Origin of the sequence: Mucilaginibacter daejeonensis (assembly GCF_020783335.1) — a bacterium.
GTDB classification, from domain to species: Bacteria; Bacteroidota; Bacteroidia; order Sphingobacteriales; family Sphingobacteriaceae; genus Mucilaginibacter; species Mucilaginibacter daejeonensis.
The window spans coordinates 697,550-719,878 of record NZ_CP086068.1 but is presented as its reverse complement, the minus strand read 5'-3'; the positions used below and the strand labels follow the sequence as shown (position 1 = coordinate 719,878).

General features: G+C 46.5%; 23 protein-coding genes. 14 read left to right on the top strand and 9 right to left on the bottom strand.

Annotated elements, in window-relative coordinates; all coding sequences use genetic code 11:
• The first annotated feature begins 6 nt into the window (after positions 1-6).
• A complete protein-coding gene (gene rplS, locus LLH06_RS03300; protein WP_228171840.1) occupies positions 7-354 on the top strand; it encodes a 50S ribosomal protein L19 in 348 nt (115 codons plus the stop codon).
• A 224-nt stretch (positions 355-578) separates the two neighbouring features.
• Entirely contained in the window at positions 579-1,010 is a 432-nt protein-coding gene (locus LLH06_RS03295) for a response regulator (protein ID WP_228171839.1), read from the top strand.
• A 43-nt stretch (positions 1,011-1,053) separates the two neighbouring features.
• On the opposite strand, the gene LLH06_RS03290 is transcribed toward LLH06_RS03295, so the two are convergent.
• The 6 genes from LLH06_RS03290 to dusB form a co-directional block, all read right to left on the bottom strand.
• The gene (locus tag LLH06_RS03290) at positions 1,054-2,037 is read right to left on the bottom strand and encodes a transglutaminase family protein (RefSeq protein ID WP_228171838.1); all 984 of its coding nucleotides are present in this window, start codon (positions 2,035-2,037) and stop codon (positions 1,054-1,056) included.
• Positions 2,038-2,041: 4 nt separating this feature from the next.
• Complete coding sequence (locus tag LLH06_RS03285; RefSeq protein WP_228171837.1) at positions 2,042-2,977, bottom strand: alpha-E domain-containing protein; 936 nt, start codon at positions 2,975-2,977, stop codon at positions 2,042-2,044.
• 77 nt (positions 2,978-3,054) lie between these two features.
• The gene (locus LLH06_RS03280; protein ID WP_228171836.1) at positions 3,055-4,503 is read right to left on the bottom strand and encodes a circularly permuted type 2 ATP-grasp protein; all 1,449 of its coding nucleotides are present in this window, start codon (positions 4,501-4,503) and stop codon (positions 3,055-3,057) included.
• Positions 4,504-4,700: 197 nt separating this feature from the next.
• A complete protein-coding gene (locus LLH06_RS03275; protein ID WP_228171835.1) occupies positions 4,701-5,318 on the bottom strand; it encodes a polysaccharide deacetylase family protein in 618 nt (205 codons plus the stop codon).
• 159 nt (positions 5,319-5,477) lie between these two features.
• Positions 5,478-5,867 (bottom strand): Co2+/Mg2+ efflux protein ApaG, encoded by a 390-nt coding sequence (apaG, locus tag LLH06_RS03270; RefSeq protein WP_228171834.1) that lies wholly within the window; start codon positions 5,865-5,867, stop codon positions 5,478-5,480.
• 34 nt (positions 5,868-5,901) lie between these two features.
• Positions 5,902-6,894: a tRNA dihydrouridine synthase DusB gene (dusB, locus tag LLH06_RS03265; protein ID WP_228171833.1), complete on the bottom strand. Its 993-nt coding sequence runs from the start codon at positions 6,892-6,894 to the stop codon at positions 5,902-5,904.
• Between dusB and LLH06_RS03260 the strand changes: the two genes are divergently transcribed.
• The 11 genes from LLH06_RS03260 (at position 6,893) to LLH06_RS03210 (ending at position 15,942) form a co-directional block, all read left to right on the top strand.
• Positions 6,893-7,876 (top strand): CPBP family intramembrane glutamic endopeptidase, encoded by a 984-nt coding sequence (locus LLH06_RS03260; protein WP_228171832.1) that lies wholly within the window; start codon positions 6,893-6,895, stop codon positions 7,874-7,876. The two genes, dusB and LLH06_RS03260, sit on opposite strands and share 2 nt — an antisense overlap.
• 3 nt (positions 7,877-7,879) lie before the next feature.
• On the top strand, positions 7,880-8,092 hold the full coding sequence (locus LLH06_RS03255; protein WP_228171831.1) for a putative signal transducing protein: 213 nt from the start codon (positions 7,880-7,882) through the stop codon (positions 8,090-8,092).
• Positions 8,089-8,913 (top strand): phosphatidate cytidylyltransferase, encoded by an 825-nt coding sequence (locus LLH06_RS03250; protein WP_228171830.1) that lies wholly within the window; start codon positions 8,089-8,091, stop codon positions 8,911-8,913. The genes LLH06_RS03255 and LLH06_RS03250 overlap by 4 nt, the downstream gene beginning before the upstream one ends.
• Before the next feature lie 233 nt (positions 8,914-9,146).
• Positions 9,147-11,033, top strand: coding sequence for an alpha-amylase family glycosyl hydrolase (locus LLH06_RS03245; RefSeq protein ID WP_228171829.1), 1,887 nt, complete (start codon positions 9,147-9,149; stop codon positions 11,031-11,033).
• Positions 11,034-11,129: 96 nt separating this feature from the next.
• Positions 11,130-12,002, top strand: coding sequence for a YitT family protein (locus LLH06_RS03240; RefSeq protein WP_228171828.1), 873 nt, complete (start codon positions 11,130-11,132; stop codon positions 12,000-12,002).
• Between the two features lie 73 nt (positions 12,003-12,075).
• Positions 12,076-12,735 (top strand): phosphatidylserine decarboxylase family protein, encoded by a 660-nt coding sequence (locus LLH06_RS03235; protein ID WP_228171827.1) that lies wholly within the window; start codon positions 12,076-12,078, stop codon positions 12,733-12,735.
• 71 nt (positions 12,736-12,806) lie between these two features.
• Positions 12,807-12,983, top strand: a complete 177-nt coding sequence (locus LLH06_RS03230; protein ID WP_228171826.1) for a hypothetical protein — start codon at positions 12,807-12,809, stop codon at positions 12,981-12,983.
• Positions 12,984-13,136: 153 nt separating this feature from the next.
• Positions 13,137-13,676 (top strand): 30S ribosomal protein S16, encoded by a 540-nt coding sequence (locus LLH06_RS03225; protein ID WP_228171825.1) that lies wholly within the window; start codon positions 13,137-13,139, stop codon positions 13,674-13,676.
• Positions 13,677-13,867: 191 nt separating this feature from the next.
• Positions 13,868-14,395 (top strand): ribosome maturation factor RimM, encoded by a 528-nt coding sequence (rimM, locus tag LLH06_RS03220; RefSeq protein WP_228171824.1) that lies wholly within the window; start codon positions 13,868-13,870, stop codon positions 14,393-14,395.
• 51 nt (positions 14,396-14,446) lie between these two features.
• Positions 14,447-15,322, top strand: coding sequence for a UbiA prenyltransferase family protein (locus tag LLH06_RS03215; protein WP_228171823.1), 876 nt, complete (start codon positions 14,447-14,449; stop codon positions 15,320-15,322).
• A 2-nt stretch (positions 15,323-15,324) separates the two neighbouring features.
• Entirely contained in the window at positions 15,325-15,942 is a 618-nt protein-coding gene (locus LLH06_RS03210; protein ID WP_228171822.1) for a class I SAM-dependent methyltransferase, read from the top strand.
• A gap of 160 nt (positions 15,943-16,102) precedes the next feature.
• On the opposite strand, the gene LLH06_RS03205 is transcribed toward LLH06_RS03210, so the two are convergent.
• Genes LLH06_RS03205 through LLH06_RS03195 form a run of 3 tightly spaced genes read right to left on the bottom strand, consistent with a single transcriptional unit; the run spans position 16,103 to position 20,346 of the window.
• Positions 16,103-16,792 (bottom strand): response regulator transcription factor, encoded by a 690-nt coding sequence (locus tag LLH06_RS03205; RefSeq protein ID WP_228171821.1) that lies wholly within the window; start codon positions 16,790-16,792, stop codon positions 16,103-16,105.
• A gap of 3 nt (positions 16,793-16,795) precedes the next feature.
• A complete protein-coding gene (locus LLH06_RS03200; RefSeq protein ID WP_228171820.1) occupies positions 16,796-18,442 on the bottom strand; it encodes a sensor histidine kinase in 1,647 nt (548 codons plus the stop codon).
• A gap of 11 nt (positions 18,443-18,453) precedes the next feature.
• Entirely contained in the window at positions 18,454-20,346 is a 1,893-nt protein-coding gene (locus tag LLH06_RS03195; RefSeq protein ID WP_228171819.1) for an alpha/beta hydrolase family protein, read from the bottom strand.
• Between the two features lie 153 nt (positions 20,347-20,499).
• On the opposite strand from LLH06_RS03195, the gene LLH06_RS03190 reads away from it, so the two are divergent.
• On the top strand, positions 20,500-22,314 hold the full coding sequence (locus tag LLH06_RS03190) for a tetratricopeptide repeat protein (protein ID WP_228171818.1): 1,815 nt from the start codon (positions 20,500-20,502) through the stop codon (positions 22,312-22,314).
• The last annotated feature ends 15 nt before the right edge of the window (positions 22,315-22,329 follow it).

Below are 22,329 nucleotides of genomic sequence, written 5' to 3'. Positions count from 1 at the left end.
AAAATCATGGATTTAATCAAATTTGTTGAAGAGCAGTCAGTAGCAAAAAAGCAAGTCCCTACTTTCAAATCAGGTGACACTGTAACTGTACACTATAAGATCAGAGAGGGTAACAAAGAGCGTGTGCAGCTGTACCAAGGTGTAGTTATCCAGCGTAACAGCTCGGGTAGCACTGAAACCTTTACCGTGCGTAAAGTTTCTAACGGTATCGGCGTTGAGCGTATCTTCCCTATCAACTCGCCTAACATCGACAAGATCGAGGTTAACAGCTACGGTAAAGTACGTCGTGCAAAATTATTTTACCTGCGCGAACTTACCGGTAAAGCTGCCCGTATCAAATCAAAACGCGTATAAGTTTTATTTGACGAGCCTCTTCTCAAGGTATATACAGAACCCGGTAGCTTACAGTTACCGGGTTCTTTTTGTTGTAGCAAGTTGAGGGAATTGAAATATAAGTGTAAGCATCATTGTGCGTAGCATTAAGAGGTCAATACAAGCTTAAAGCGCCTACCTGTTATTGAAAAGCACACACAACAAGCAAAGTGGCATTGTGTTTGTACATACAGCTGTATAAACCGATGAGTACTAAGATGTGCAAAGTGATGATGATCGATGATGACCCAATGCAACATTGGATCATGCAACGAATGTTGGATAAACTGGATGTAATGGACAAGCCTGAGCACTTGTACAGTGGCAATGCTGCTATGACACAATTGCAACAAAATGAGGAAAATGTTCCCGACCTTCCCAGTTTAGTGTTACTTGATCTGCACATGCCCGAGATCAACGGTTGGGATCTTTTAGAATTTCTTGATCAATTCTCGACCAAGGCAAAAACCAAGATCAACGTTTATGTGGTCACCTCGTCTATAGACAATAATGATCGTGAACGCGCCAACGCTTACTCATTCGTAAAAGGATTCATTTCAAAGCCAGTGACCAAGGATAGACTGAAGGACCTGTACGAGCAGCATATTGAAACCCCGGCCACACGTCAAGCATCCTGATAGCTTTCCTATTTGATATAGAACTACCTTATCCTTTTCTTCCCTATTGCTGCTGTTGTTGTTGCTGTTGCAACAATACTTCTTTATAGCGCTGATAGCTGTTATGCCCGAACGTTTCGTTCTCGATAGCCTGCACGAAGCTGTTCTCGGGTAGCTGCTCGGTAGACGGCGCTGATACCTGGTCCTTGTACTCCACACTTACCTTTACCTCTAATAAGTGGCCTGAATTGCCTTTGTAAACACCTTTAACAGGCGAACAATCTGAGAAATTTCTACCTACGGCCAGGCGTACGTGTGTCTCGTTGGCAACGCAATTATTGGTAGGATCTACCCCTATCCAACCATAGTTCGGGATGTATACCTCGGCCCAGGCGTGGGTAGCACCTTCGCCGCGCATGCCGCTGTGATTAGGACAAATGTAACCGCTCACATAACGCGCAGGTATATTGATCGACCGCATCATTTGAATGTAGATGTGAGCGAAATCCTGACAAACTCCTGCTTTCAACTTCCAAACTTCGTCAATGGTGGTCTCTACATTGGTAACGCCGGGCAAATACTCAAAGTTGCGGAATACGTATTCGCAGAAACGTAACGCGGCCTGGTACGGCGTATCATCAGCGTTCTTAACACTATTTATAACCTCCATCATTTGTGGCAGTTGTTCAAAGTACTCGTGCTTCAAAAAGTCGATGTATGGTACCACTAATTGCAAAGCACCGAGCTTATCCCACTGCTCAGTGGCGGGCACGGTATCGGCGGGTAGTTCGCGATGATGGGTCACCACCAGCACCTCTGAGCTGATCACCAGTTTGTTATGAGGTTCCAGATAGGTAAAACTCCCTACCTCGTTGCCATAATAATCAACATAGGTATCGATCAGCGGATCACCGGTAACATGAAGATCATGCTTGAGCACCTCCTGGTGAATATCCACAATAGGAAAAAGGATCACCTGATTGGCACTGTCGCGCACCTTTGATTCGTAAGTATAACGGGTGATATGTTGTATATTGAATTCAGGCATAGAATCAGGAATTAGCGAAATAATGCTCATTGAGCGATGTGCCAATGGCGAACAGGTCTTGCCGGATCTGGGTCAGGTACTGGTGTAACCCCACATGGCGGATGCTTTGAGCCGAACTGTACTTGATGAAGCTCTGTAGCTTGCCGATCTGGAAAGCGATATCGCGATAATTACTCAGGTTGCTTTCGCTTTTCAGGCGTTCATAATAACGGTGAATGTTATTGACCGAGTAAATGACCGAACGCGGAAAATCAGTATTGAGCATCACCAGTTCCATCACGTTCTGTGCTTCGATACCATCGCGGTAGGTCTTCAAATAAAGCTCATAACCACCTATTGATTGCAGCAGATGCTTCCAGTAAGTGGTGTCAGTAAGCAGATCAGGATTATCGGTCACGGAACCGAATTTGATGTCCAGAATGTCGATAGCCTGTATGCTTCGTTCAAGGTACTTGCCGATGTTCATAAAACTGCGACCCTGGCCACGCTCCATGGCCACCTCGGCAAAGCCATAGTACAGCATGATCTGTTTGATCAGGATATCCAGCACACTGATGGGGTCATCTTTTTGCAGCCTTACCTCGATGTTCGGGTCCTTTACTACATGGTAATACTCGTTCAAACATTGCCACAGATCACGGGTAATGTGTTCCTGTACGCTCCTGGCGTTCTCGCGCGCACGGGTGATCATGTTGAGGATCGAATTGGGGTTATGCTTATCGGTCACCATGTAGGTGAGGACGGCGCGGCTATCGTTATTAAGCCGGCCGGTCAGGCCTGGATCGATACCCGTAAATATCCTGATCACCGGCTCCCAGGTGAATTCCCGCACCGCATCCTGCGAAGAGGCGTAATTGATCTTAAGCATCCTTAAGATGCCATCACTACGCTCAATGTAACGGCTTAACCAATAAAAACTTGCTGCAACTCTGCTTAACATATGTGCTTATTTCAGATCCGGAAGTATGCCCTCAGAATTTCTTTAACTTTCAATTATCTCACCCATCGCTTTCGACGTCAGGCCAATACCCAGGTGTCTTTACTACCCCCGCCCTGCGAACTGTTCACCACCAGCGAACCTTCTTTCAGAGCCACGCGGGTAAGTCCGCCCGGTACGATCTCGATACCATCTGGACCGCAGAGGGCATACGGCCGCAGGTCTATCCTGCGGGGCTGTAGTGTACCTTGTATATAACACGGCGCTGCCGACAACCCAATAGTGGGCTGAGCGATGAAGTTGCGCGGTTCCTTTAATATCTCCTTTTTGTAATCGTCTATCTCCTCTTCACTGGCCGCATGGCCCATCAGCATACCGTAACCACCGCTCTCGTTGGTCTTTTTCACCACCATTTTATTGATGTTAGCGAAGGTGTACTCACGCTCATCCTGATTCCGTAACTGATAAGTAGGAACGTTACGTAATAGCGGCTCCTCGTTCAAATAATACTTGATCATATCGGGTACGTAGCTGTAAATGGCTTTATCATCAGCTACACCATTGCCAATGGCATTTACAATGGCCACGTTACCTTTGCGGTAAGCGCTCATGATGCCTGCCACACCCAGCACACTATTAGGGTTGAATACCAGCGGATCCAAAAACTCATCATCCACCCGGCGATAGATCACATCTACCTGTTGCAGGCCGGTGGTGGTCTTCATGTAAACTTTATGATTACTTACGACCAGGTCGCGCCCCTCTACCAGCTCCACGCCCATCATACGGGCCAGCGTGGTATGTTCAAAATAAGCGGAGTTATATATACCCGGACTCAGCAGCACAATGGTCGGATCACTGATCTGCCGCGGTGATAACGACATCAGATTTTTATACAGGATGGTGGGATACTCAGTAACGCTACGTACATTACACTGCGGCAACAGATCAGGGAACAAACGCTTGGTGATCTCACGGTTCTCGAGCATGTAGCTCACACCCGAAGGTGTACGCAGGTTATCCTCCAGCACATAGAATACGCCTTCCTCATCACGAATGAGGTCGATACCGGCTATGTGTACATAGATATCATACGGTACCTCCAGTTGATACATCTGCCGCAAAAAATGCGGACACGAATAGATCACATCAATGGGTACGATGCCATCTTTGATGATGAACTGGTTGTGATAAACATCTTTCAGGAACAGATTGAGTGCGGTGAGGCGCTGCTTGATACCTTTTTCCACTAAGGTCCATTCGGCCGCAGTGATGACCCTTGGTATGATATCAAATGGAAATATCTTTTCGATACCCTCGCCACTGTTATATACGGTGAACGTGATGCCCTGGGTCATGAACAAGCGGCGGGCGAGCTCCTCTTTTTTGTTGAGATCATCCGTCGATTCACGCGACAAATAGCTGATCACTTTTTGGTAATGATCCCGTATCGACGAATTATTGCTATACATTTCGTCCCAAACGCCACTAATGGCATGATACTGATCAAATTGCGATGACGAAAACATAAACAGCGTTTAAAAATCAGGATAAATAAAATATCTTTTGAACTAATTGATGAAATCTATGAAAATAATTCAATATAGATTCAACAAAAACAACAATTATCATTAAAACACTCACATATTTTAATAATAATTTATTTTACTGATAACAACAGTTGAAAAGAGCAATAGTTAGAAGCCAAAAGAAGATGTTTATAGCATCAGAGTATAGCGAACTCAAACCCTGCTTTCGCCCACTCCTCTAACGCACGCGGCAATACATATTCCAATCGTTCAAATGCCTTCAAGCTATCGTGAAAAACAACTATAGCCCCATTACTGGTATACTTCAATACTCCTTTAAGGCAGTTGGCTGGTTTCAACGTCGTGTCAAAGTCACCACTTAATACATCCCACATAATGATCCTCAGATCAGGCTGCAGAGCTTTAAGCTGTCTGATCTGCGAGCGCTTGATCCGTCCGTAAGGTGGGCGAAATAAAGAGGTGAGCATCAGATCCGAAGCTTTTTGAAAATTTTGCACGTAAGTGTTATCATCGGTTTCCCAACCCTTGAGGTGGTTGTAAGTATGATTTCCTATGGCATGCCCATCGGCGATCAGCTGCTGATATATATCCGGGTGTTTGCTTATGTTATCGCCAATGCAAAAGAAGGTAGCTTTGGCGTTGTACTTCTTCAGTGTTTCCAGCACAAATGGGGTGACCACCGGTATAGGTCCGTCATCAAAGGTAAGATAGATCACCCTACGCTCCCTATTCATGTTCCAGATCAGTTGTGGATAGAGCTTTTTGAGCAGCCAGGGAGTTTTGATGAGGTACATAGTGCGAATGTAGTCAATTCCTTATTGGCTTGCGACCGTAATTCATTCACAGCCGGATGAGAAAAGATCTGCCTTAGACAGCTGTCGATATCATATACGTCATAAAACAAAAAGCCCAGGTAAAAACCCGGGCTCTTTTAAAATGCCTGTATTGTTGTATCAATTCAATTTGAATGGAGCAATAAGGTAAAACTGCGGTATCTCCGCTTCGAATTCCATATCATCCATCAGGCGCACCATTTGATAAGTACCCTTCATGCTTCCCATATCGGTCTTCAAATTACAGCCTGAGATGTATTCGTGCGAACCTCCCGGTTCAATGACCGGCTGCAGACCGACCACTCCTTCACCCTCCACCTCGCGGCGAGTGCCATTAGAGTCGAAGATATGCCAATGGCGGCGCATCAATTGTACCGTATTATCGCTCAAATTTTCGATATGTATCTTGTAGGCAAACATGAAATGCTCATTCGCCGGGTTGGAGTATTCTGGTTGGTACTGGGTCTCGACCGAGATCTTGACCCCATCTGTTATCGTAGTAGTTGCCATGTGTTTACAGCTAAAAACGGTACTTACTCAATGTTCATGCCATTTCAATGCTGTAACGCTCATTGATCTGCCATAATATCTCGTAAAGCTCCTCCATATTGTCGGTGCTTACCATTCTCATTCTAAATTCTTTGAAATTATCTAACCCTTTAAAATAGTTAGAATAATGCCTGCGCATCTCGAAAATACCTGTTTTGGGACCTTTCCACTCGATAGATTTATCCAAGTGGGTCTTACATGCATCAATGCGTTCGGCAATGGTCGGGCGGTCCATATGCTCGCCGGTGGCAAAAAAATGTTTGATCTCGCGGAAGATCCATGGATAGCCGATGGCAGCCCTGCCGATCATCATTCCGTCCACCCCATACTCCAGTCGCCAGTTGGCGGCCTTCTCGGGTGAGTCGATGTCACCGTTACCAAATATTGGGATCCTGATACGCGGATTTCGCTTGATATCTCGGATGAGACTCCAGTCGGCCACACCTTTGTACATCTGAGCACGAGTACGGCCATGTATGGTCAAGGCCTTGATACCCACATCTTGCAGGCGTTCGGCAACTTCATAAACGTTCTTGGTGTTATCATCCCAGCCCAAGCGAGTCTTCACCGTTACAGGCAAATGCGTGGCCTCAACTACCGCTTTGGTCATGGCCACCATTTTGTCAATATCCTGTAGCAAACTGGCACCGGCTCCTCTGCAGGCCACATTCTTTACAGGGCAACCGTAGTTAATATCCATCAGGTCGGGTCCAGCCTGGGTGGCTATCTCGGTGGCCTCACGCATGGAGTTGATATCGCTACCAAATATCTGTATCCCTATCGGGCGTTCATACTCAAAAATATCAAGCTTTTGGCGGCTTTTGGCCGCATCACGTATCAACCCTTCTGAAGAGATGAACTCGGTGTACATCATATCAGCGCCGTTCTGCTTACACACGTAACGGAACGGCGGATCGCTTACGTCCTCCATTGGTGCCAGCAGTAGCGGAAATTGGCCCAGATCGATATTTCCTATTTGTACAGACATGCTTATATTTAAACCGCTGCAAAATTACGAAATTTGCGGCAACTGTATGATCAGCAAAAAACCATATTATGACAGGGAAACTCCTCCCTGGACCCAATTTTTGATCTTCGTGGGCATCACACTGGCTCTATTGATCATTGGCAGTGTGATCGGACTGGCCTTTATAGCAGGACGTTATGGCATGGAGGTAATGAACCTTGTGATGAAGATGGATCTGGCAGACCCCAAAGCTGTGAAAAGCCTGTGGATCCTGCAGATCACGGGGACCACTATACCCCTTCTGCTCACCCCGATAGTGGTGGGTAAGTTCATTTTAAAGGCCCCCGATGATTACCTGCACACCAACACTGATTTCAGGCGCATCCTATTGCTGATCGTACTGGCGATAATGGTGATCAGCACTCCCATTATGGAAGTTCTCATTACGTTCAATCAAAAGATGGTATTACCACCTGCACTGAAGGGGCTGGAAGACTGGATGCGTTCATCAGAAGATGCGGCGCAGCGTGCTACAATGGCCTTGTTAAAAATGAACACCTGGTGGGATTGCCTGAAGTCGCTGCTATTGATCGGTCTTGCCACCGCGGTAGCCGAAGAACTGATGTTTAGAGGATGTTTGCAAACCATTTTTGTAAAGTGGACAGGTAATATTCACGTGGCTATTTGGATAACGGCCGCACTGTTCAGTGCCTTTCACATGGAATTTTATGGCTTTTTACCCCGGTTGGCACTTGGTGTCTTTTTTGGATACTTTGCCGCCTGGAGCGGGAGCGTTTGGCCGGCGGTATGGGCACACTTCATTAATAATGGATCAGCGGTGGTCACAACCTACCTCTTCCAGCACAAGATCATCAAGGTAGATCCTAATGTGGAACACCATTTTAGTTACAGTTTATATATCTTAAGTATCATAATTACCGTAGCTTTGTTCTGGAGTTACCGCGATGCAACACTCCCTAAAGATCCCCATCGCAGGTTTTAATTAATGGAAAAGAACTGGATCAAGATCTACACTTCTTCAAACTTCTATCAGGCCGAGATCATCAAACAAGTGCTTACCGAGCATGCCATTGGCGCTGTGCTATTGAACAAGCAAGCCTCATCGCACCAAAACTTTGGCAGCATTGAGGTTTACATACATGAAAAAGATCTGGCCGACGCCATTGAACTAATGGTGATGAATCAAATCAGCTTATGAGAACACGTGCTATAACGGGTATTTTTTTTGTAGCGGTAATGCTCGGGTCTTTTTTTGCCGGCCCGGTTATCTTTTCAGTCTTTTACGGGTTTCTGGCTATACTGTGTTTGCAGGAATTCTACGGATTGCTTAAAAAGGCTGGCTTGAAGCCGAATATCCCCTTAGGCCTGATCAGTGGCGCCGCTATTTACGCATCTTTCGCGGCCTTGTTCCATTGGGATGCTTACCCTGAGGCGGCTACCCTGCACAAACTCATCTTTTTATTGGTACTGCCTTTAGCTGCCATATTGGTAAATGAGCTTTACAGGGATACAGAAACTCCTTTTGCCAACATTGGCTATACCTATTTGGGCATTATCCTCACTATACTGCCCTTCACCTTTTACCATACCCTTGGTTTTGTGACCAATACCGGCTTTGACGCACATGTACCCATGGCTTTCCTGATCATGCTTTGGGCCAATGACACGGGTGCTTACCTCACCGGTCGCCAATTTGGCCGCGCTAAGTTGTTCGAGCGTCATTCACCTAAAAAGACCTGGGAAGGGTTTATTGGTGGTATCCTGATCGCAGCTGTTGTAGGTTATATCCTCAGTATCTATTTCAAAGAATTAGAGTGGCGCCAATGGGTCTCTATGGCGATCATCATAGGTATCGTAGGCACATTGGGTGATCTGGTGGAGTCAATGTTCAAACGCAGCATCAACGTTAAAGATAGTGGCGGCCTGCTTCCGGGTCACGGTGGTTTGCTGGATCGTTTCGACGGATTATTGCTGGCTGCTCCGGTGGTGTTCGTATACCTTTATTTCGTTTTTAATTAAGCCGACCTACCTGCATCCAGCCAAACAAACTGTTCTCAGACCGTAAGGTTACAATTAAGTGTTTACTAACGTTAAAAAAATAAGGCCCATACAATTCACAAAATATTGTTTATCAGCAACTTGATATTCAAACATGCTAAATTATATTTAAGCTAACCGTCGGCTGCTGTCCATAAACAGATATTTTCTTGAATTTGGCGGTCAGGTGATACTCAGTTACCTGCCAACCAATTATGCGACCTATTTTACTGAACACATGGCTGATAGCCATGCTCGCGTTCACTCTTTTGTCATGCAAAAAAGGCAATGACGTGAACACCACCGAAGATCCGCCAAGCACCTCCGAAGTTCCCAATAATGCAGGTGACGGTGTGACATTCACCAACTCAGGCCGATCGGCGATTTTTAACCTGTATGCTCCGGAAAAAACTTCGGTAAGTGTTATCGGAGAATTTAACAACTGGACCCCTACCGCCATGAAAAAGACCGCCGATGGCAGCCGTTGGTGGATACAGGTAGATAACCTTGACCCGGCTAAAGAATATGCTTATCAGTACCTGGTAGACAACACGATCAGGATAGCCGACCCATATACTGAAAAGGTGTTGGACCCCGACAATGACCGCTTTATCCCAGCATCCACTTACCCCGACCTTAAAGCTTATCCCACTGGCTCTACCACAGGTTTGGTCAGCGTGATACAGGCCACACAACCTTCTTATACCTGGAAGGTCAATTCATTCAGCCGGCCTGAGCCGAAGAACTTAGTAGTATACGAGCTGTTGGTGCGTGACTTTGTGGATGCGCATAACTACCAAACGTTAACAGATACACTCAACTACTTAAAGAACCTGGGCATTAACGCTATCGAACTATTACCTGTGAACGAATTTGAGGGTAACGATTCGTGGGGTTACAACACCAACTTCTGCTTTGCGCTCGATAAGTATTACGGAACCAAGAATAGCTACAAAGCCTTTATAGATGCCTGTCATGCCAAGGGCATGGCCGTGATCCAGGACATCGTACTGGAAGATCAATTCGGCTCATCGCCTATGGTAAGACTTTATGCTAACAGTAAAGGCGAACCAGCAGCTAACAACCCATGGTTCAATACACAAAATCTGCACCCTTATGCAGTGGGCTACCAGATGAACCATGGATCGGCAGCAGTACAGCGTTACACTAAGGATGTGCTCAAATACTGGATGCAAGAGTACCACATTGATGGTTACCGGCTGGATCAGTCGAAGGCGTTCACACAGACCGTATCCAGCACCGATGCGGCCTGGTCGGCCTATGATGCAGCGCGCGTAGCGACGCTTAAAATGTATAATACCTATCTCAAAAGCATTGATCCTACCTGTTACCTGATACTCGAACACTTTGCCGTGAATGCCGAAGAAGCTGAATTGGCCAACAGCGGCATGATCATGTGGAGCAACATGAATTACAACGCCAACCAGGCCACCATGGGTTACAATACCGATTGGGACCTTTCGGGCTTGTTCTATGACCGGTACGGTTTTACGCAGCCTTACAACCGCCTGGCCTACTTTGAAAGCCACGATGAGGAAAGGCTCATGTTCAAGAATGAGCAGTACGGCAACAGCTACAATGGCTATAATGTGAAAGATCTGGCCACCGGCCTTGCCCGCCAGGAAATGGCGGCTGCCTTTCTGCTTAGCCCTCCGGGTCCGAAACTGATCTGGCAGTTCGGAGAGCGTGGGTATGATGTAAGCATTGATAACAATGGCCGTTTAGGCACCAAGCCGCCGCGCTGGGAATATATGAACGTGCGCGAGCGCCGCCAGTTGTACAACACCTATGCGCGCCTCGTGAAGATGAAGATCAATAACCCGGTATTTACCACCACTAACTTTAAGTATGATTTAGGTGGCAATATCAAGACCATACAACTCACCGGTACCGACGGCATGAACGTATTGGTAGCCGGCAATTTTGACGTAGCACCACAACAAACTAACGTGACCCTACCTGTTGCAGGCACCTGGTATGACTATTTGAGTGGCACCACCATTAACGCTCCTACGGTAAATTATACGCTCAACCTCAAGTCGGGCGAATATCATGTATATAGCTCGGCACCGTTGAAATAAGTGACCATCGGCTTCTAATTAACTGCGATGGTATGGTGAAGATCAGGGAACTTTTTTTATATTTTTGCCTGTTCAACTCCATACCGATCACAGCCCATGAAGCGTCTTGACCTGCCACACTGGCTAACCGATATTTTTTACATTGCCTTAGGTATCTTATTTTGCGGCTTTGCCCTGAAGAGTTTTTTGATGCCTAACCACTTTTTAGATGGTGGCGTTACCGGTATCTCGCTGCTTTTACATGAGCTTTACCATTGGGACAGCGCCTTACTACTGGTGCTGATCAACATACCTTTTGTGATCGTGGGAGTTTTTCAAATGAGCAAGACATTCGCCATCAAGACCATGGTATCGATCATCCTGTTGGGCCTGGCCATCGTGGTGATCCCATACCCGCAGATCACTTCAGATAAATTACTGGTATCGGTGTTCGGTGGTGTATTCATGGGTATTGGCGTTGGTTTGGCCATGCGTGGCGGTGGCGTGTTGGATGGAAGCGAGGTACTCGCACTTTATACCGGGCGCTACCTGAGCCTCACCATTAGCGAGATCATCTTTATATTCAACGTGGTGCTGTTCCTGGTCGCGGCCATCGATATGGGCATCACCATTGCGTTATACTCTATACTGACCTACTACACCGCATCGCGCACCATAGGATTTGTGATCGAAGGCCTGGAAGAGTACAACGGCGTCACGATCATATCGGGCAAGAGCGATATCATCAAAGAGAAATTGGTGATGGAACTGGGTCGTGGCATCACGGTCTACAAAGGCGAACGCGGCTTTTTGAAGAACAGCTTTGAAGTTAGCCACCCGGTAGACATCATTTACACGGTAGTGACCCGCTTAGAGGTAAGGCGGCTGCGCAATATGGTGCACGAGGTCGATGAAAAGGCCTTTGTGTTCACCAATACTATTAAGGAAGCAGCGGGCGGAGTGCTTAAACGCCGTGCAGGCAGCCACTAAGCGATCTGTAAAATAATATTGGTCATTGGCTGGCTTTATTAGTAATTTTGGCATTTAACTTATTTATACGTTTATGACCTTTCATAAAGAAGGATATACCTCCATGGCCCTTTGCATTCTGTTCATTTTTGTGCTGAATGCTTTGGTGCACTTTTACTTCCCCGACATGGTGGCGCTTAAATGGCTGGTATACATTCTGTCGTTCCTGCTGTTCGTGATCATTCTCCAGTTTTTCCGCAGCCCTAAATTCGCGATCACCAAGCATGATAGCCATGTGATCTGCCCGGCCGATGGTAAGGTGGTAGTGATCGAAGAGGTTGAGGAGACCGAGTTCCTGAAAGATAAACGCATACAAGTATCAGTGTTCATGTCGCCCGTTAACGTGCACGTGAACCGTAACCCTATCGCTGGTGTGGTAAGCTATTTCAAATATCACCCGGGCAAATATCTGGTGGCATGGCATCCGAAATCCTCTACCGAGAACGAGCGTACCACTATCGCGATCGAGAACAAACAAGGCGTTACGGTATTGTTCCGCCAGATCGCAGGTGCTTTAGCACGCCGTATAGTGTGGTATGTTAAGGAAGGGCAACAAGTTGACCAAGGTGAGCAATTCGGCTTCATCAAATTTGGCTCAAGAGTAGATATCTTTTTACCATTGGGTACTAAGATCAACGTGGCCTTGGGCGATAAAGTTAAAGGTGGACGCACGGTACTGGCCGAGTTGGTATAACCTGTCCGCCATTAAAGTAGCTCTGCAATAAACACGCAATTATTCAGTTATAACCATAAAACCCTGATATCATGAAGAAAGCAATTTTAATGTTAGCCACGGTATTGACCTTGTCGGCAGCACAGTCGTTCGCTCACGATAAAGATAAAGGCAAGAAACATTGCACCAGCGGAAGCGCCTGCTGCAAAAAAGAGGCTAAAGCCTCAGCATCGGTAAAAAAGACCGCTGCTCCGGCCAAGAAAGCATAAGTTACACGCTTGTAACGCAACTGCCTGTTCATCTGGTAAATGAACAGGCTTTTTTATTTGACCGGGTATATGAAAGGAGCAAATAATTAGTTATCTTTGCGTCCCCGCAGAAAAGGCTCCGGGGGAATGTTGAATACATAACAAAGAAAAGAAATGGCAACTAAGATCAGATTGCAAAGACATGGTAAAAAAGGCAAGCCTTTTTACTACATTGTAGTGGCCGACGCACGTGCTCCACGTGACGGTCGTTTTATTGAGCGTATAGGTTCATACAACCCTAACACCAATCCTGCTACTATCGATATCAACTTCGATAAAACTTTTGAATGGGTAAGCAATGGTGCACAACCTACCGACACTTGTCGTGCTATCCTTTCTTACAAAGGTATCTTATACAAAAAACACCTTGCTGGTGGCGTTGCTAAAGGCGCTTTGACCCAAGAGCAAGCTGATGAGAAATTCAATGCTTGGTTAGACCAAAAAGATGGTAAGATCACTGGTAAAAAGAGCAGCCTGAGCACTGCTAAAGAAGATGCTAAAAAAGCTGCTTTAGCTGCCGAAGCTAAAAAGAACGAGGACCGTGCTGCTGCTATCGCTGCTAAGAACGCTCCTGTTGCTGAGGAAGAAGCTCCTGCAACTGAAGAAGGTACTGAAGGCGCTACCGAAGCTACTGAAGAAACTGCTGCTGAGTAATCTCAAAACGCATTATTTTATACGCAATAGCGAAGCATCCTCAGGAGCTTCGCTATTGTTGTTTTAAGAGGGCGCCATTAATAACTTGAGCATTCGGTCATCATTTTGGCGTTACAGTATAAGTGCCAATTGGCTATCGGCATTTGGCATGTTGGGAACAGTTCAACATGGCCTCAACTAAAAGAATTATTATGAAATTAGAAGACCACTTCAGAATAGGTACCGTTACCAAGACCCGCGGACTTAAAGGCGAACTTCAGGTATACGTTGACTTTGACGGCCTGTCCGATATCGAATTCAATGCGGTGTTCATCGATATTGCCGGTAAGCTGGTACCCTACTTTGTAAGCAATATCAAATATCCTCAGGCCAACACGGCATACCTTTTTTTAGAGGATATAGACCATATTGATAAGGCCACACCACTAGTAAAGAAGGATATTTACCTGCCTAACAAGCTGATGCCTGAAAAAGACCCGGACGACTTTACGCTGATGGACCTGGAGGGCTTCATTGCCATTGATGAAGCTCATGGCGAACTGGGCGAGATCACCGATGTGACCGAATACCCTCAACAGGTGATCGCTAGCGTGCATTACGAAGGACGTGAGATACTTTTCCCGCTTAATACCGAGTTTATCAAAGGTATCGACATTGAAGGGGGCGAAGTGTACCTTGACCTGCCTGAAGGACTGCTGGATGTATATTTGAACCCGTGATAGACCGGCGAAAACAACAGACGGCATAATTCCGTATCATTGTACACCACAATGAAAAAACTGGGACTGAACCTTTTAGATGCTTTGCTTTTCAGCAACGTGTTTATGGCGCTATGTGCGGTAGCGCAGGGGCTGGTCACTTTTCATTTGATTGGGGCTAAGCCCGTACCATCAGTACTGGCTTTACTTTTTGCATCCACCTTGGGGTTGTACAATTTTTGCCTGCTGGTGATCAAACCCAAGAACCCGCAGGCATCACCTTACCGGCGGGCCCGGTGGTTCTTCAAGTACCACCGGCTAATGATCAGCATCACCATGGTGTGCCTGCTGGCGCTTATTCCCTTATTCTTCATGCTTTCTATGCAGGCCAAATTGCTTTTGGTCCTGTTGGCGATCTTATCTGTTGGTTACGGATTACCCTTATTCAGTAACCGGGGCAGGCGCTCCGGTCTGCGTAATGTGCCCGGTTTGAAGGCCTTACTGATCACGCTGGTATGGACGCTTAGCTGCGTATTGCTACCTGTGCTGGAAGCTCATGCACAAGGCCTCACCCGTATCAGCAACATGGATGTATTCATCCTGACCGCAAAACGTTTCATATTCATTGCCGCGCTTACCGTTCCTTTCGATATACGTGACCTTTTTCAAGACCAGATCGCCGGGCTTAAGACCATACCAGTGGCCTTTGGCGAAAAGAAGGCTTACCTGATCTGCCAGTTCTTGCTGGCCGGTTACATCGCTTTATTGTTCTTATTTAGGCACAACGGCTTTAACGCCGATTTTGTAGCCCTTACCTGCGTTGCCGTACTCACCGGCTGGCTTATTTTCCGCTCCACCTGGCAACGTAACGAGTACTATTACTTCCTGTACCTTGACGGGGTACTGATCTTACAATACGTGGCGATCATGATCGCACAGATCATTTGACCATGGGAACCAATTATGACCGTACCACCTGGTTCTATGAATGGCTATCGAAGCTGATGTTCGGCAACGCACAGATCAAAGCTCAGGAACATTTTCTACACCTGATCCAACCTCATTCTTCCATCCTTATCGTAGGTGGTGGAACCGGTCGTATATTGGAAAGCCTGGCTAAAGTACATCCAAATACGTTGCATATCACTTATGTGGAAGCATCGGCCAACATGATCGCGCTTTCAAAAAAGCGGCATGTCGGCGATAATCAGGTGACGTTCATACAGGCTTACATGGAAGATGTAGATCCTGCACGGCGCTTTGATGTGGTACTGACCGGCTTCTTGTTCGATAACTTTACTGAGCTTGGTGCACAGCATATATTCTCAGTGATCCATGCTCACCTCAAGCCAGGGGCTTTATGGATCGATACCGATTTTCAACTCACGGGCCAACTGTGGCAAAAGGTCATGCTTAAAAGCATGTATACTTTTTTCAAGCTGATGCGTGCGGTAGAGGTGATGGAATTACCAGATATGGCAAAGCTATTCGCGCAAAATGGGTATAGCATGCAGCAAAGCAAATACTTTTACCGGCAATTCATCGGGAGCAGGGCGTATCAAAAGTAGCCCCTCCATATCTCTCCCGGAAGGGGTACCCATGGTTATGTCATCACGAGCAATAAAGCTTGTCTTAAACGTATAGCTCACGTGCCTATGCAGAGATCGCTTCGTTCCTCGCGATGACGGTTTTATTTTTTGCCGTGCCCTTAGGCAGGGCTGGCAGGATCTATTCGTAAGCGAACTTATAACCCACGCCACGTACCGTTTGCAGGTATTGGGGTGAGTCAGGATTATTCTCGATCTTTTTACGTAAGCGGACGATGTGCATATCCAGTGTACGGGTGTTCACATCGGCGTTGTAGCCCCATACTTCCATCATCAACTCTTCACGGTTGATCACCTTGTTCTTGTTCTTCAAAAAGTAAAGCAGGATCCGGTTCTCCAAAATGGTCAGCTCGATCTTACGACCGCCTTTTACCAGCAGGTGCGTGTTGGGGTGATGCTCCATATCGGCAAAGCGATGCACCTCCGACCGGTCATTATTTAACTGGAACTTAATCTTGTTATCGATCATGGCCACCAGTACATCCATGTTAAATGGCTTGGTGATATAGTCTGACACGCCGAAGTTATACGCCTCGATCTTGTCCACATCCTGTGCTTTTGCCGTCATCATGATCACCAGCTTATCAAAACCCTTCTGGCGTATGTTGGTGCAAACCTCTGATCCCTGTTGCCCTGGTAGCATCCAGTCGAGCAATACGATGTCGGGCATGTGCTCCAATATGGTCTTTTCGGCGTCGGTACCGTTGTTGGCTTCCAATACCTTATAACCCTCGGTCTCCAAACGCTCGGCCACTAAAAAACGTAAATTCTCATCGTCCTCAACCAGGGCGATCTTTATCTCTTTGTTCATGTTCTAATTTTCAAATGGCAGGGTCACTATAAATTCCGAGCCTTCGTTCACTTTACTTTTTACCTGCAGATCTCCGTTCATAAAGTTAACCAGTTCTTTACAAAAAGCCAAACCCAGCCCAACGCTGCCATTTTGGTTGTATTTGTTCTCGATGCGGTAAAATTTCTTGAACACGTTGTTGATCTCGTCCTTGGGTATCCCTATTCCCTTATCGGTAAATGAAAAGATGATGTTGCGCTTTTCATATCTGATATAGATGAATAGCTCCTTTTGCCCCGGGTTCGAATACTTGTAAGCATTCTCAATGAGGTTCTGGAATATACTACCCAGTAACACCGGGTCGGTATAAAAGTTATACACCCCATCGATCTTATACCCCAGATCAAGGTCAGGATATTTGATCTTGAACGTGTTCAAATAACGTTGCACGAACTCGTCAAGGTTCACCTCCTGTTTGTTGATCTTGATGGAGCGGTTCTCGATCTGGGTGAACGACAATAGCTTGTTCATCAGATCGTTCAGCTTGTCGGCCTCCTCGTCCAGTATCTTGCCGTAATGCTTGCGTGCACGCTCCGTCAGTTCGCCCTCGCCACGCAGGTTAGATCCTGCTATCTTGATCACGCTGACCGGGGTTTTAAATTCGTGCGTAAAGTTATTGATGAAGTCGTATTGTAGTTTGAACAGCTTGAGGTTCACGTTGAGGTTACGATAGATCAACCAACCGATCACTACCAGGAAAATGTAGATCAGCAGTACGATAGACCCAGTAGGGATGAAACGCCGGTTGATCTCGCTGTCAAGATGATAAGTAGGTGAACTGAAATACAACTTGTAATCGGCAAACGCCCCTGACAGGGCCACCTCGGTACGTAGCTCATTGGCATTGGTATCTAACGGATCGTATACTACCGGCTGCACCGTTATCTCCTTATACAGTTCAGGATGAGTGTTCTTTATCCTGATGGTATAAACATCAAGCATAAAGGTCATCATGTTTTGATTGTAGTAGAAATTGGCGGGCGTACGGCGGCCCTTTTGGAGGGCCTGGTAAGCACGAATATCTTCCCGGCGAGGAATGTTCAGATAACTGATCTTACTTGCGCTTACATCATAAAAAGTGCGATAGATCTCATCCTGACTGGGCAAGCGGGTGGTATCTGCCGTGGCAATATAATTATTGAACTTGGTAGCGATCTGCCTGAAGTCGTTATTATTGGGATCTACCGGCATACGCTTTCCTTGCAGCACGCCTTTCTTCACCTCGTACTGGAACACATATTTAATAGCGATGTCCATGTAGTTACCGGTAAGGCTGGCAGGCTTGCTGCTCACCCCCATTTTGCTGTACCTGATCTGCTTTACGAAAAGGTAATCATGGAAAACGGAACGAGCGTAATTAGCGGCCGATGACGAATCGAGGAATCCCTGGTACGAAGTTATCTCAGGTATACGGTTCTGAAAAAAATCGTTGTACGGTTTGATGGTCTGTTCCAGCACATCGAGCTTTTTAGACGCGAACTCATTCTTGACGTAGCTTTCGGTGAAATTGTAAGCCACCACCAGCGCTACCACCATCAAAATAGTTATCAGCACCAAAAAGGCACCGATAAGCGAGAAGTTCTTGTTGTAGATGTTCTTAGGCGCTGTCATGACCTTGCCGATCAGTGTTTAGCCTTTAGGTTGGTCTCCAAAAACTTTTCTATCTCGGTATACATGTCCATCCGGTTATGTTCGCTCCTGAAATAGTTGCGCTCATTTTCCTTCAGCACATATTTCACCGGCACGTTCCGTTTTTGTAGTTCTCGCACGAATTGATTAAGCTCGCTGATGTTAGCACGCTGATCCTTGCCACCCTGAAAGATGATCAGCGGATCTTTGATCTTATCAGCATGAAACACCGGCGATATAGCCCTGAATTGATCGGCGTCCGTTTCCGGGTTACCGACCATCTCGTAGGTCATTTGCAAACGAGGTTTAAAAAAAGGCGGTATATCCTTTAGATAAGTAAAGTAATTGATCAGGCCCGATTGTACCACAGCACAGCTATATAGCTTTGGATAGAACGATAGTCCGTACAAGGCGGAGAACCCGCCAAAACGATACCCCATGATAGCGATACGTTTAGGGTCGGCTATCTTTTGTTTGATCAGCCATTGCACGCCGTCCTTGATGTCGCTTTGTATCTTGCCACCTACCTGCTTAAATCCGGCACTGAAAAAGGCCTTACCGTAGCCAGTAGAACCACGGTAATTGGTTTGGAACACTGCATATCCCCTATTCGCTAAAAATTGTACTTCGGCATTGTAGCCCCAGTGGTTGCGATCGGCAGGGCCATCATGTGGCATCACCACCAGTGGCAGGTCGTTATGCTTTTTGCCTAATGGCAAGGTCAGGTATCCATGTATGAGCGTACCGTCGGCCGCTTTATATGCTACCGGCTTCATGGGGCACAGGTCGGCCGCACGCACGTTATTGTTCAGATTGCTTAGCTGTGATAGCTTCCGCAGTTTTCGCTCATACAGGTAATAAGTGCCAGGATCACGGTCAGTGTAGGCATTGATCAGGTAGCGGGTCTCGGCAGTATCGCGGTCAATAAATTTGATGACACTGTTATTTAGCTTGGCCTTCATATCGGTATACACCTGTTCAAGGTCAGCGTTCAAGAACTTCTTATGTGGCTTGTCATCTTCCCAAGCCGCATATTCCAATGTACGCCTATTACGTGAGTAACCTACTTCGGTTATATCCACCTGCGGACTGGCATAGACCACCTTCTCTTCCTTACCGGTCAGCGCGTTGATCTGCACCAAAGCCATCTTATCGCGCCCGATGTTGGATTGAGCATAAAAAACATCAGCTTTATCGGTAAATGCTACAGGATCTACCTTATTCTTAAAGTTATTTTTGATGATCGGCTTGAACGGCGCGTTATCGCTCTTGCGGAATAAAATGGTCTCATCGACCCCATCAGATGCCTTGGCCAGGCGGATCTTTCCATCACTGTCGGAGTACCAGTCGGTGATGTTACCCGGGTTGGCTATGTACAAAGTAAGTTCACCTGTGCGCAGGTCAAGGTGATACACATCAAATACGCCCTGGTTGCGTTTGTTCATGCTTATGGTCACCATATAGGGCTGGAGCCGGTTGCGGTTGAGCATGCGCATACGGGTCTTGGCCGGCTGGCTCATAAGCGTACGGATATGCAACGTCTTCACATCAAGTGCGTAGAGCTTAAACTCTTCTACGTCTGAAAGGTCCTGGTTGAATACTAGCTGATCGTTAAAGGTCCAGAAATATTCGCGTACCGAATTATCGGTAAAGGAGGTGGCCATCCGCTCCTTACCATCGGCAATGGATTGTATGAAAAGGTTCTGTTTATCCTTGTAAGGTTTCAGGTAAGAAAGGTATTTACCATCAGGCGATATCTTGAAGAAACTTTTTCCGGGGGTTTTGAACAGGTCACTTATAGGAATGAGTTTTTGCTCGTTATGGTTACAGGCAAAAAATACAGGTATCAGTATCAGAAAAAACAGGAGCTTCGAACGGTTAAACATGCTGTATCTTTTCGCTTCATAAGGGGCAGGGTCAAAATAGCTAAATTTGCTAAAGTGCTTAACAATGTCACTATAATTTTACCCGTTGTTATATTACGTCAACTAATAGTAAATACCGCCCGGCATCAGCCGCAATTTATTACTTTTGGATAGATGAAGTACATTTTTCTGCTATTGATATCGGTTACTTTAAGCACCCGGCTTTCAGCGCAGGACAATGACCTGCAGCTGGCCCGGCAATATACCCAAACGGGCGAGACACAAAAAGCGGCCGACATCTATCAGCGCCTGTATCGTCAAGACAACGAAGCTTTTTTTCAACCTTATGCCGACGTACTGATCAGCCTCAAAAAACTCGACGAGGCCGAGAACATCACTAAAAAGATACTGCGTAAACATCCTGCCGAGTCACAATATGCGATCATGCTGGGCAAGATCTACACGGAACAGGGTCATCCCGAAAAAGCCTCCGAGGTTTATGCCGAACTGGTCAAAAAGTTACCGCCTGACCCGGCCTCCATCAGTAGCCTGGCCACACAATTTTACCAGGTGGGAGATATTGATCAGGCTACTAACATACTGAAAGAAGGGCGTAAGCTCTTACGTAACGACCGCCTTTTTGCCATGGAGCTGATCAGTCTTTACCGCATGAAGCGCGATAAGCCTGGCGTTACCGATGAGTACCTGAATTTTTTACCCGATAATCCGGTCTATCTGAACCAGGCCGAGAACGTATTGGCCAGTTTGTACGAAGGCACGGCCGACTATGACCTGCTCCGCTCAGCATTATTGAGGCGTTTACAAAAAGACCCGCAGCAGATCGTTTACTCGGGATTACTGACGTGGTTATATCTGCAACAAAAAGAATTTGACCAGGCTTTGAACCAAGCCATGGCACTCGATCGCCGACAGCATAAAGGTAGCGGTAATGATGTTTTTGAACTATGCCGCGTACTGGCCGCCAACGAAGCTTATGATACGTCCATTCGAGGATATGAATACCTGCTTACCCGTAACAAGCCTACCGACGACCTGTACATCCCGACCAAGATAGAGCTGGTGAATGTGAAGGCATCGAAGATCACCTCGGGAAAGTACACCCAAGCCGACCTGCTCAGTCTTGAAAAGGATTACCAGGCTTTACTTAATGAGTTCGGTAAGAATGCCGGTACCGCATTCGCTATGCAAAAACTGGCCAACCTGCAGGCTTTCAAGCTGCATAAACTGAATGATGCACAAAAGCTGTTGGAAGAAGCGATGGGAATCACTAATATGCGCCCGCAGTTGTACGCTAACTGCAAATTAGACCTGGGCGACGTTTACCTGATGAACGGACTACCGTGGGAAGCTACACTGATCTACAGTCAGGTAGAAAAAGCCAATGCAGGTACGCCTATAGCGCAAGATGCTAATTACCGGAACGCCAAGCTTGCTTATTATACCGGAGACCTGCAATATGCCAAAGCCCAATTGAACGTGCTAAAAGCGGCCACCTCGCAACTGATCGCTAATGATGCACTAAACCTTTCGCTGCTGATCAGTGACCAATTGGCTGTTGATACGGCTGGCAAAGCGCTCAAGCAGTACGCCCGTGCCGACCTGGAGATATTCAAGGAACGACCAGAAAAGGCCATGATGATCCTTGACAGCATCGATCAAAAATATCCTGGCGACCCATTGAGCGATGATATCATGATGGCCAAAGCGCGCATCTATCTTCAGCAAAAAAATTATCCGTTGGCAATAACGCAACTTAAACGCATCGTGGCCGACCACCCGAATGATCTATGGGCCGATGATGCGATCTATATGCTCGGTACCATTTACGAGGATCAGTTGCATGAGCCCGCTACCGCGAAAGATTATTTTCAAAAGATCATTACTGATCACCCGGGTAGCATATGGATCGGTGAGGCGCGTAAACATTTTCGGTCTTTGCGTGGCGATAAGCCCGATACCTCCCCATAATTTTGTAATTTGCGG

Coding starts and splice junctions, on each gene's coding strand:
- rplS (WP_228171840.1), top strand. CDS start 7: ATGGATTTAATCAAATTTGTTGAAGAGCAGTCAGTAGCAAAAAAGCAA.
- LLH06_RS03295 (WP_228171839.1), top strand. CDS start 579: ATGAGTACTAAGATGTGCAAAGTGATGATGATCGATGATGACCCAATG.
- LLH06_RS03290 (WP_228171838.1), bottom strand. CDS start 2,037: ATGCCTGAATTCAATATACAACATATCACCCGTTATACTTACGAATCA.
- LLH06_RS03285 (WP_228171837.1), bottom strand. CDS start 2,977: ATGTTAAGCAGAGTTGCAGCAAGTTTTTATTGGTTAAGCCGTTACATT.
- LLH06_RS03280 (WP_228171836.1), bottom strand. CDS start 4,503: ATGTTTTCGTCATCGCAATTTGATCAGTATCATGCCATTAGTGGCGTT.
- LLH06_RS03275 (WP_228171835.1), bottom strand. CDS start 5,318: ATGTACCTCATCAAAACTCCCTGGCTGCTCAAAAAGCTCTATCCACAA.
- apaG (WP_228171834.1), bottom strand. CDS start 5,867: ATGGCAACTACTACGATAACAGATGGGGTCAAGATCTCGGTCGAGACC.
- LLH06_RS03260 (WP_228171832.1), top strand. CDS start 6,893: ATGCTTATATTTAAACCGCTGCAAAATTACGAAATTTGCGGCAACTGT.
- dusB (WP_228171833.1), bottom strand. CDS start 6,894: ATGTCTGTACAAATAGGAAATATCGATCTGGGCCAATTTCCGCTACTG.
- LLH06_RS03255 (WP_228171831.1), top strand. CDS start 7,880: ATGGAAAAGAACTGGATCAAGATCTACACTTCTTCAAACTTCTATCAG.
- LLH06_RS03250 (WP_228171830.1), top strand. CDS start 8,089: ATGAGAACACGTGCTATAACGGGTATTTTTTTTGTAGCGGTAATGCTC.
- LLH06_RS03245 (WP_228171829.1), top strand. CDS start 9,147: ATGCGACCTATTTTACTGAACACATGGCTGATAGCCATGCTCGCGTTC.
- LLH06_RS03240 (WP_228171828.1), top strand. CDS start 11,130: ATGAAGCGTCTTGACCTGCCACACTGGCTAACCGATATTTTTTACATT.
- LLH06_RS03235 (WP_228171827.1), top strand. CDS start 12,076: ATGACCTTTCATAAAGAAGGATATACCTCCATGGCCCTTTGCATTCTG.
- LLH06_RS03230 (WP_228171826.1), top strand. CDS start 12,807: ATGAAGAAAGCAATTTTAATGTTAGCCACGGTATTGACCTTGTCGGCA.
- LLH06_RS03225 (WP_228171825.1), top strand. CDS start 13,137: ATGGCAACTAAGATCAGATTGCAAAGACATGGTAAAAAAGGCAAGCCT.
- rimM (WP_228171824.1), top strand. CDS start 13,868: ATGAAATTAGAAGACCACTTCAGAATAGGTACCGTTACCAAGACCCGC.
- LLH06_RS03215 (WP_228171823.1), top strand. CDS start 14,447: ATGAAAAAACTGGGACTGAACCTTTTAGATGCTTTGCTTTTCAGCAAC.
- LLH06_RS03210 (WP_228171822.1), top strand. CDS start 15,325: ATGGGAACCAATTATGACCGTACCACCTGGTTCTATGAATGGCTATCG.
- LLH06_RS03205 (WP_228171821.1), bottom strand. CDS start 16,792: ATGAACAAAGAGATAAAGATCGCCCTGGTTGAGGACGATGAGAATTTA.
- LLH06_RS03200 (WP_228171820.1), bottom strand. CDS start 18,442: ATGACAGCGCCTAAGAACATCTACAACAAGAACTTCTCGCTTATCGGT.
- LLH06_RS03195 (WP_228171819.1), bottom strand. CDS start 20,346: ATGTTTAACCGTTCGAAGCTCCTGTTTTTTCTGATACTGATACCTGTA.
- LLH06_RS03190 (WP_228171818.1), top strand. CDS start 20,500: ATGAAGTACATTTTTCTGCTATTGATATCGGTTACTTTAAGCACCCGG.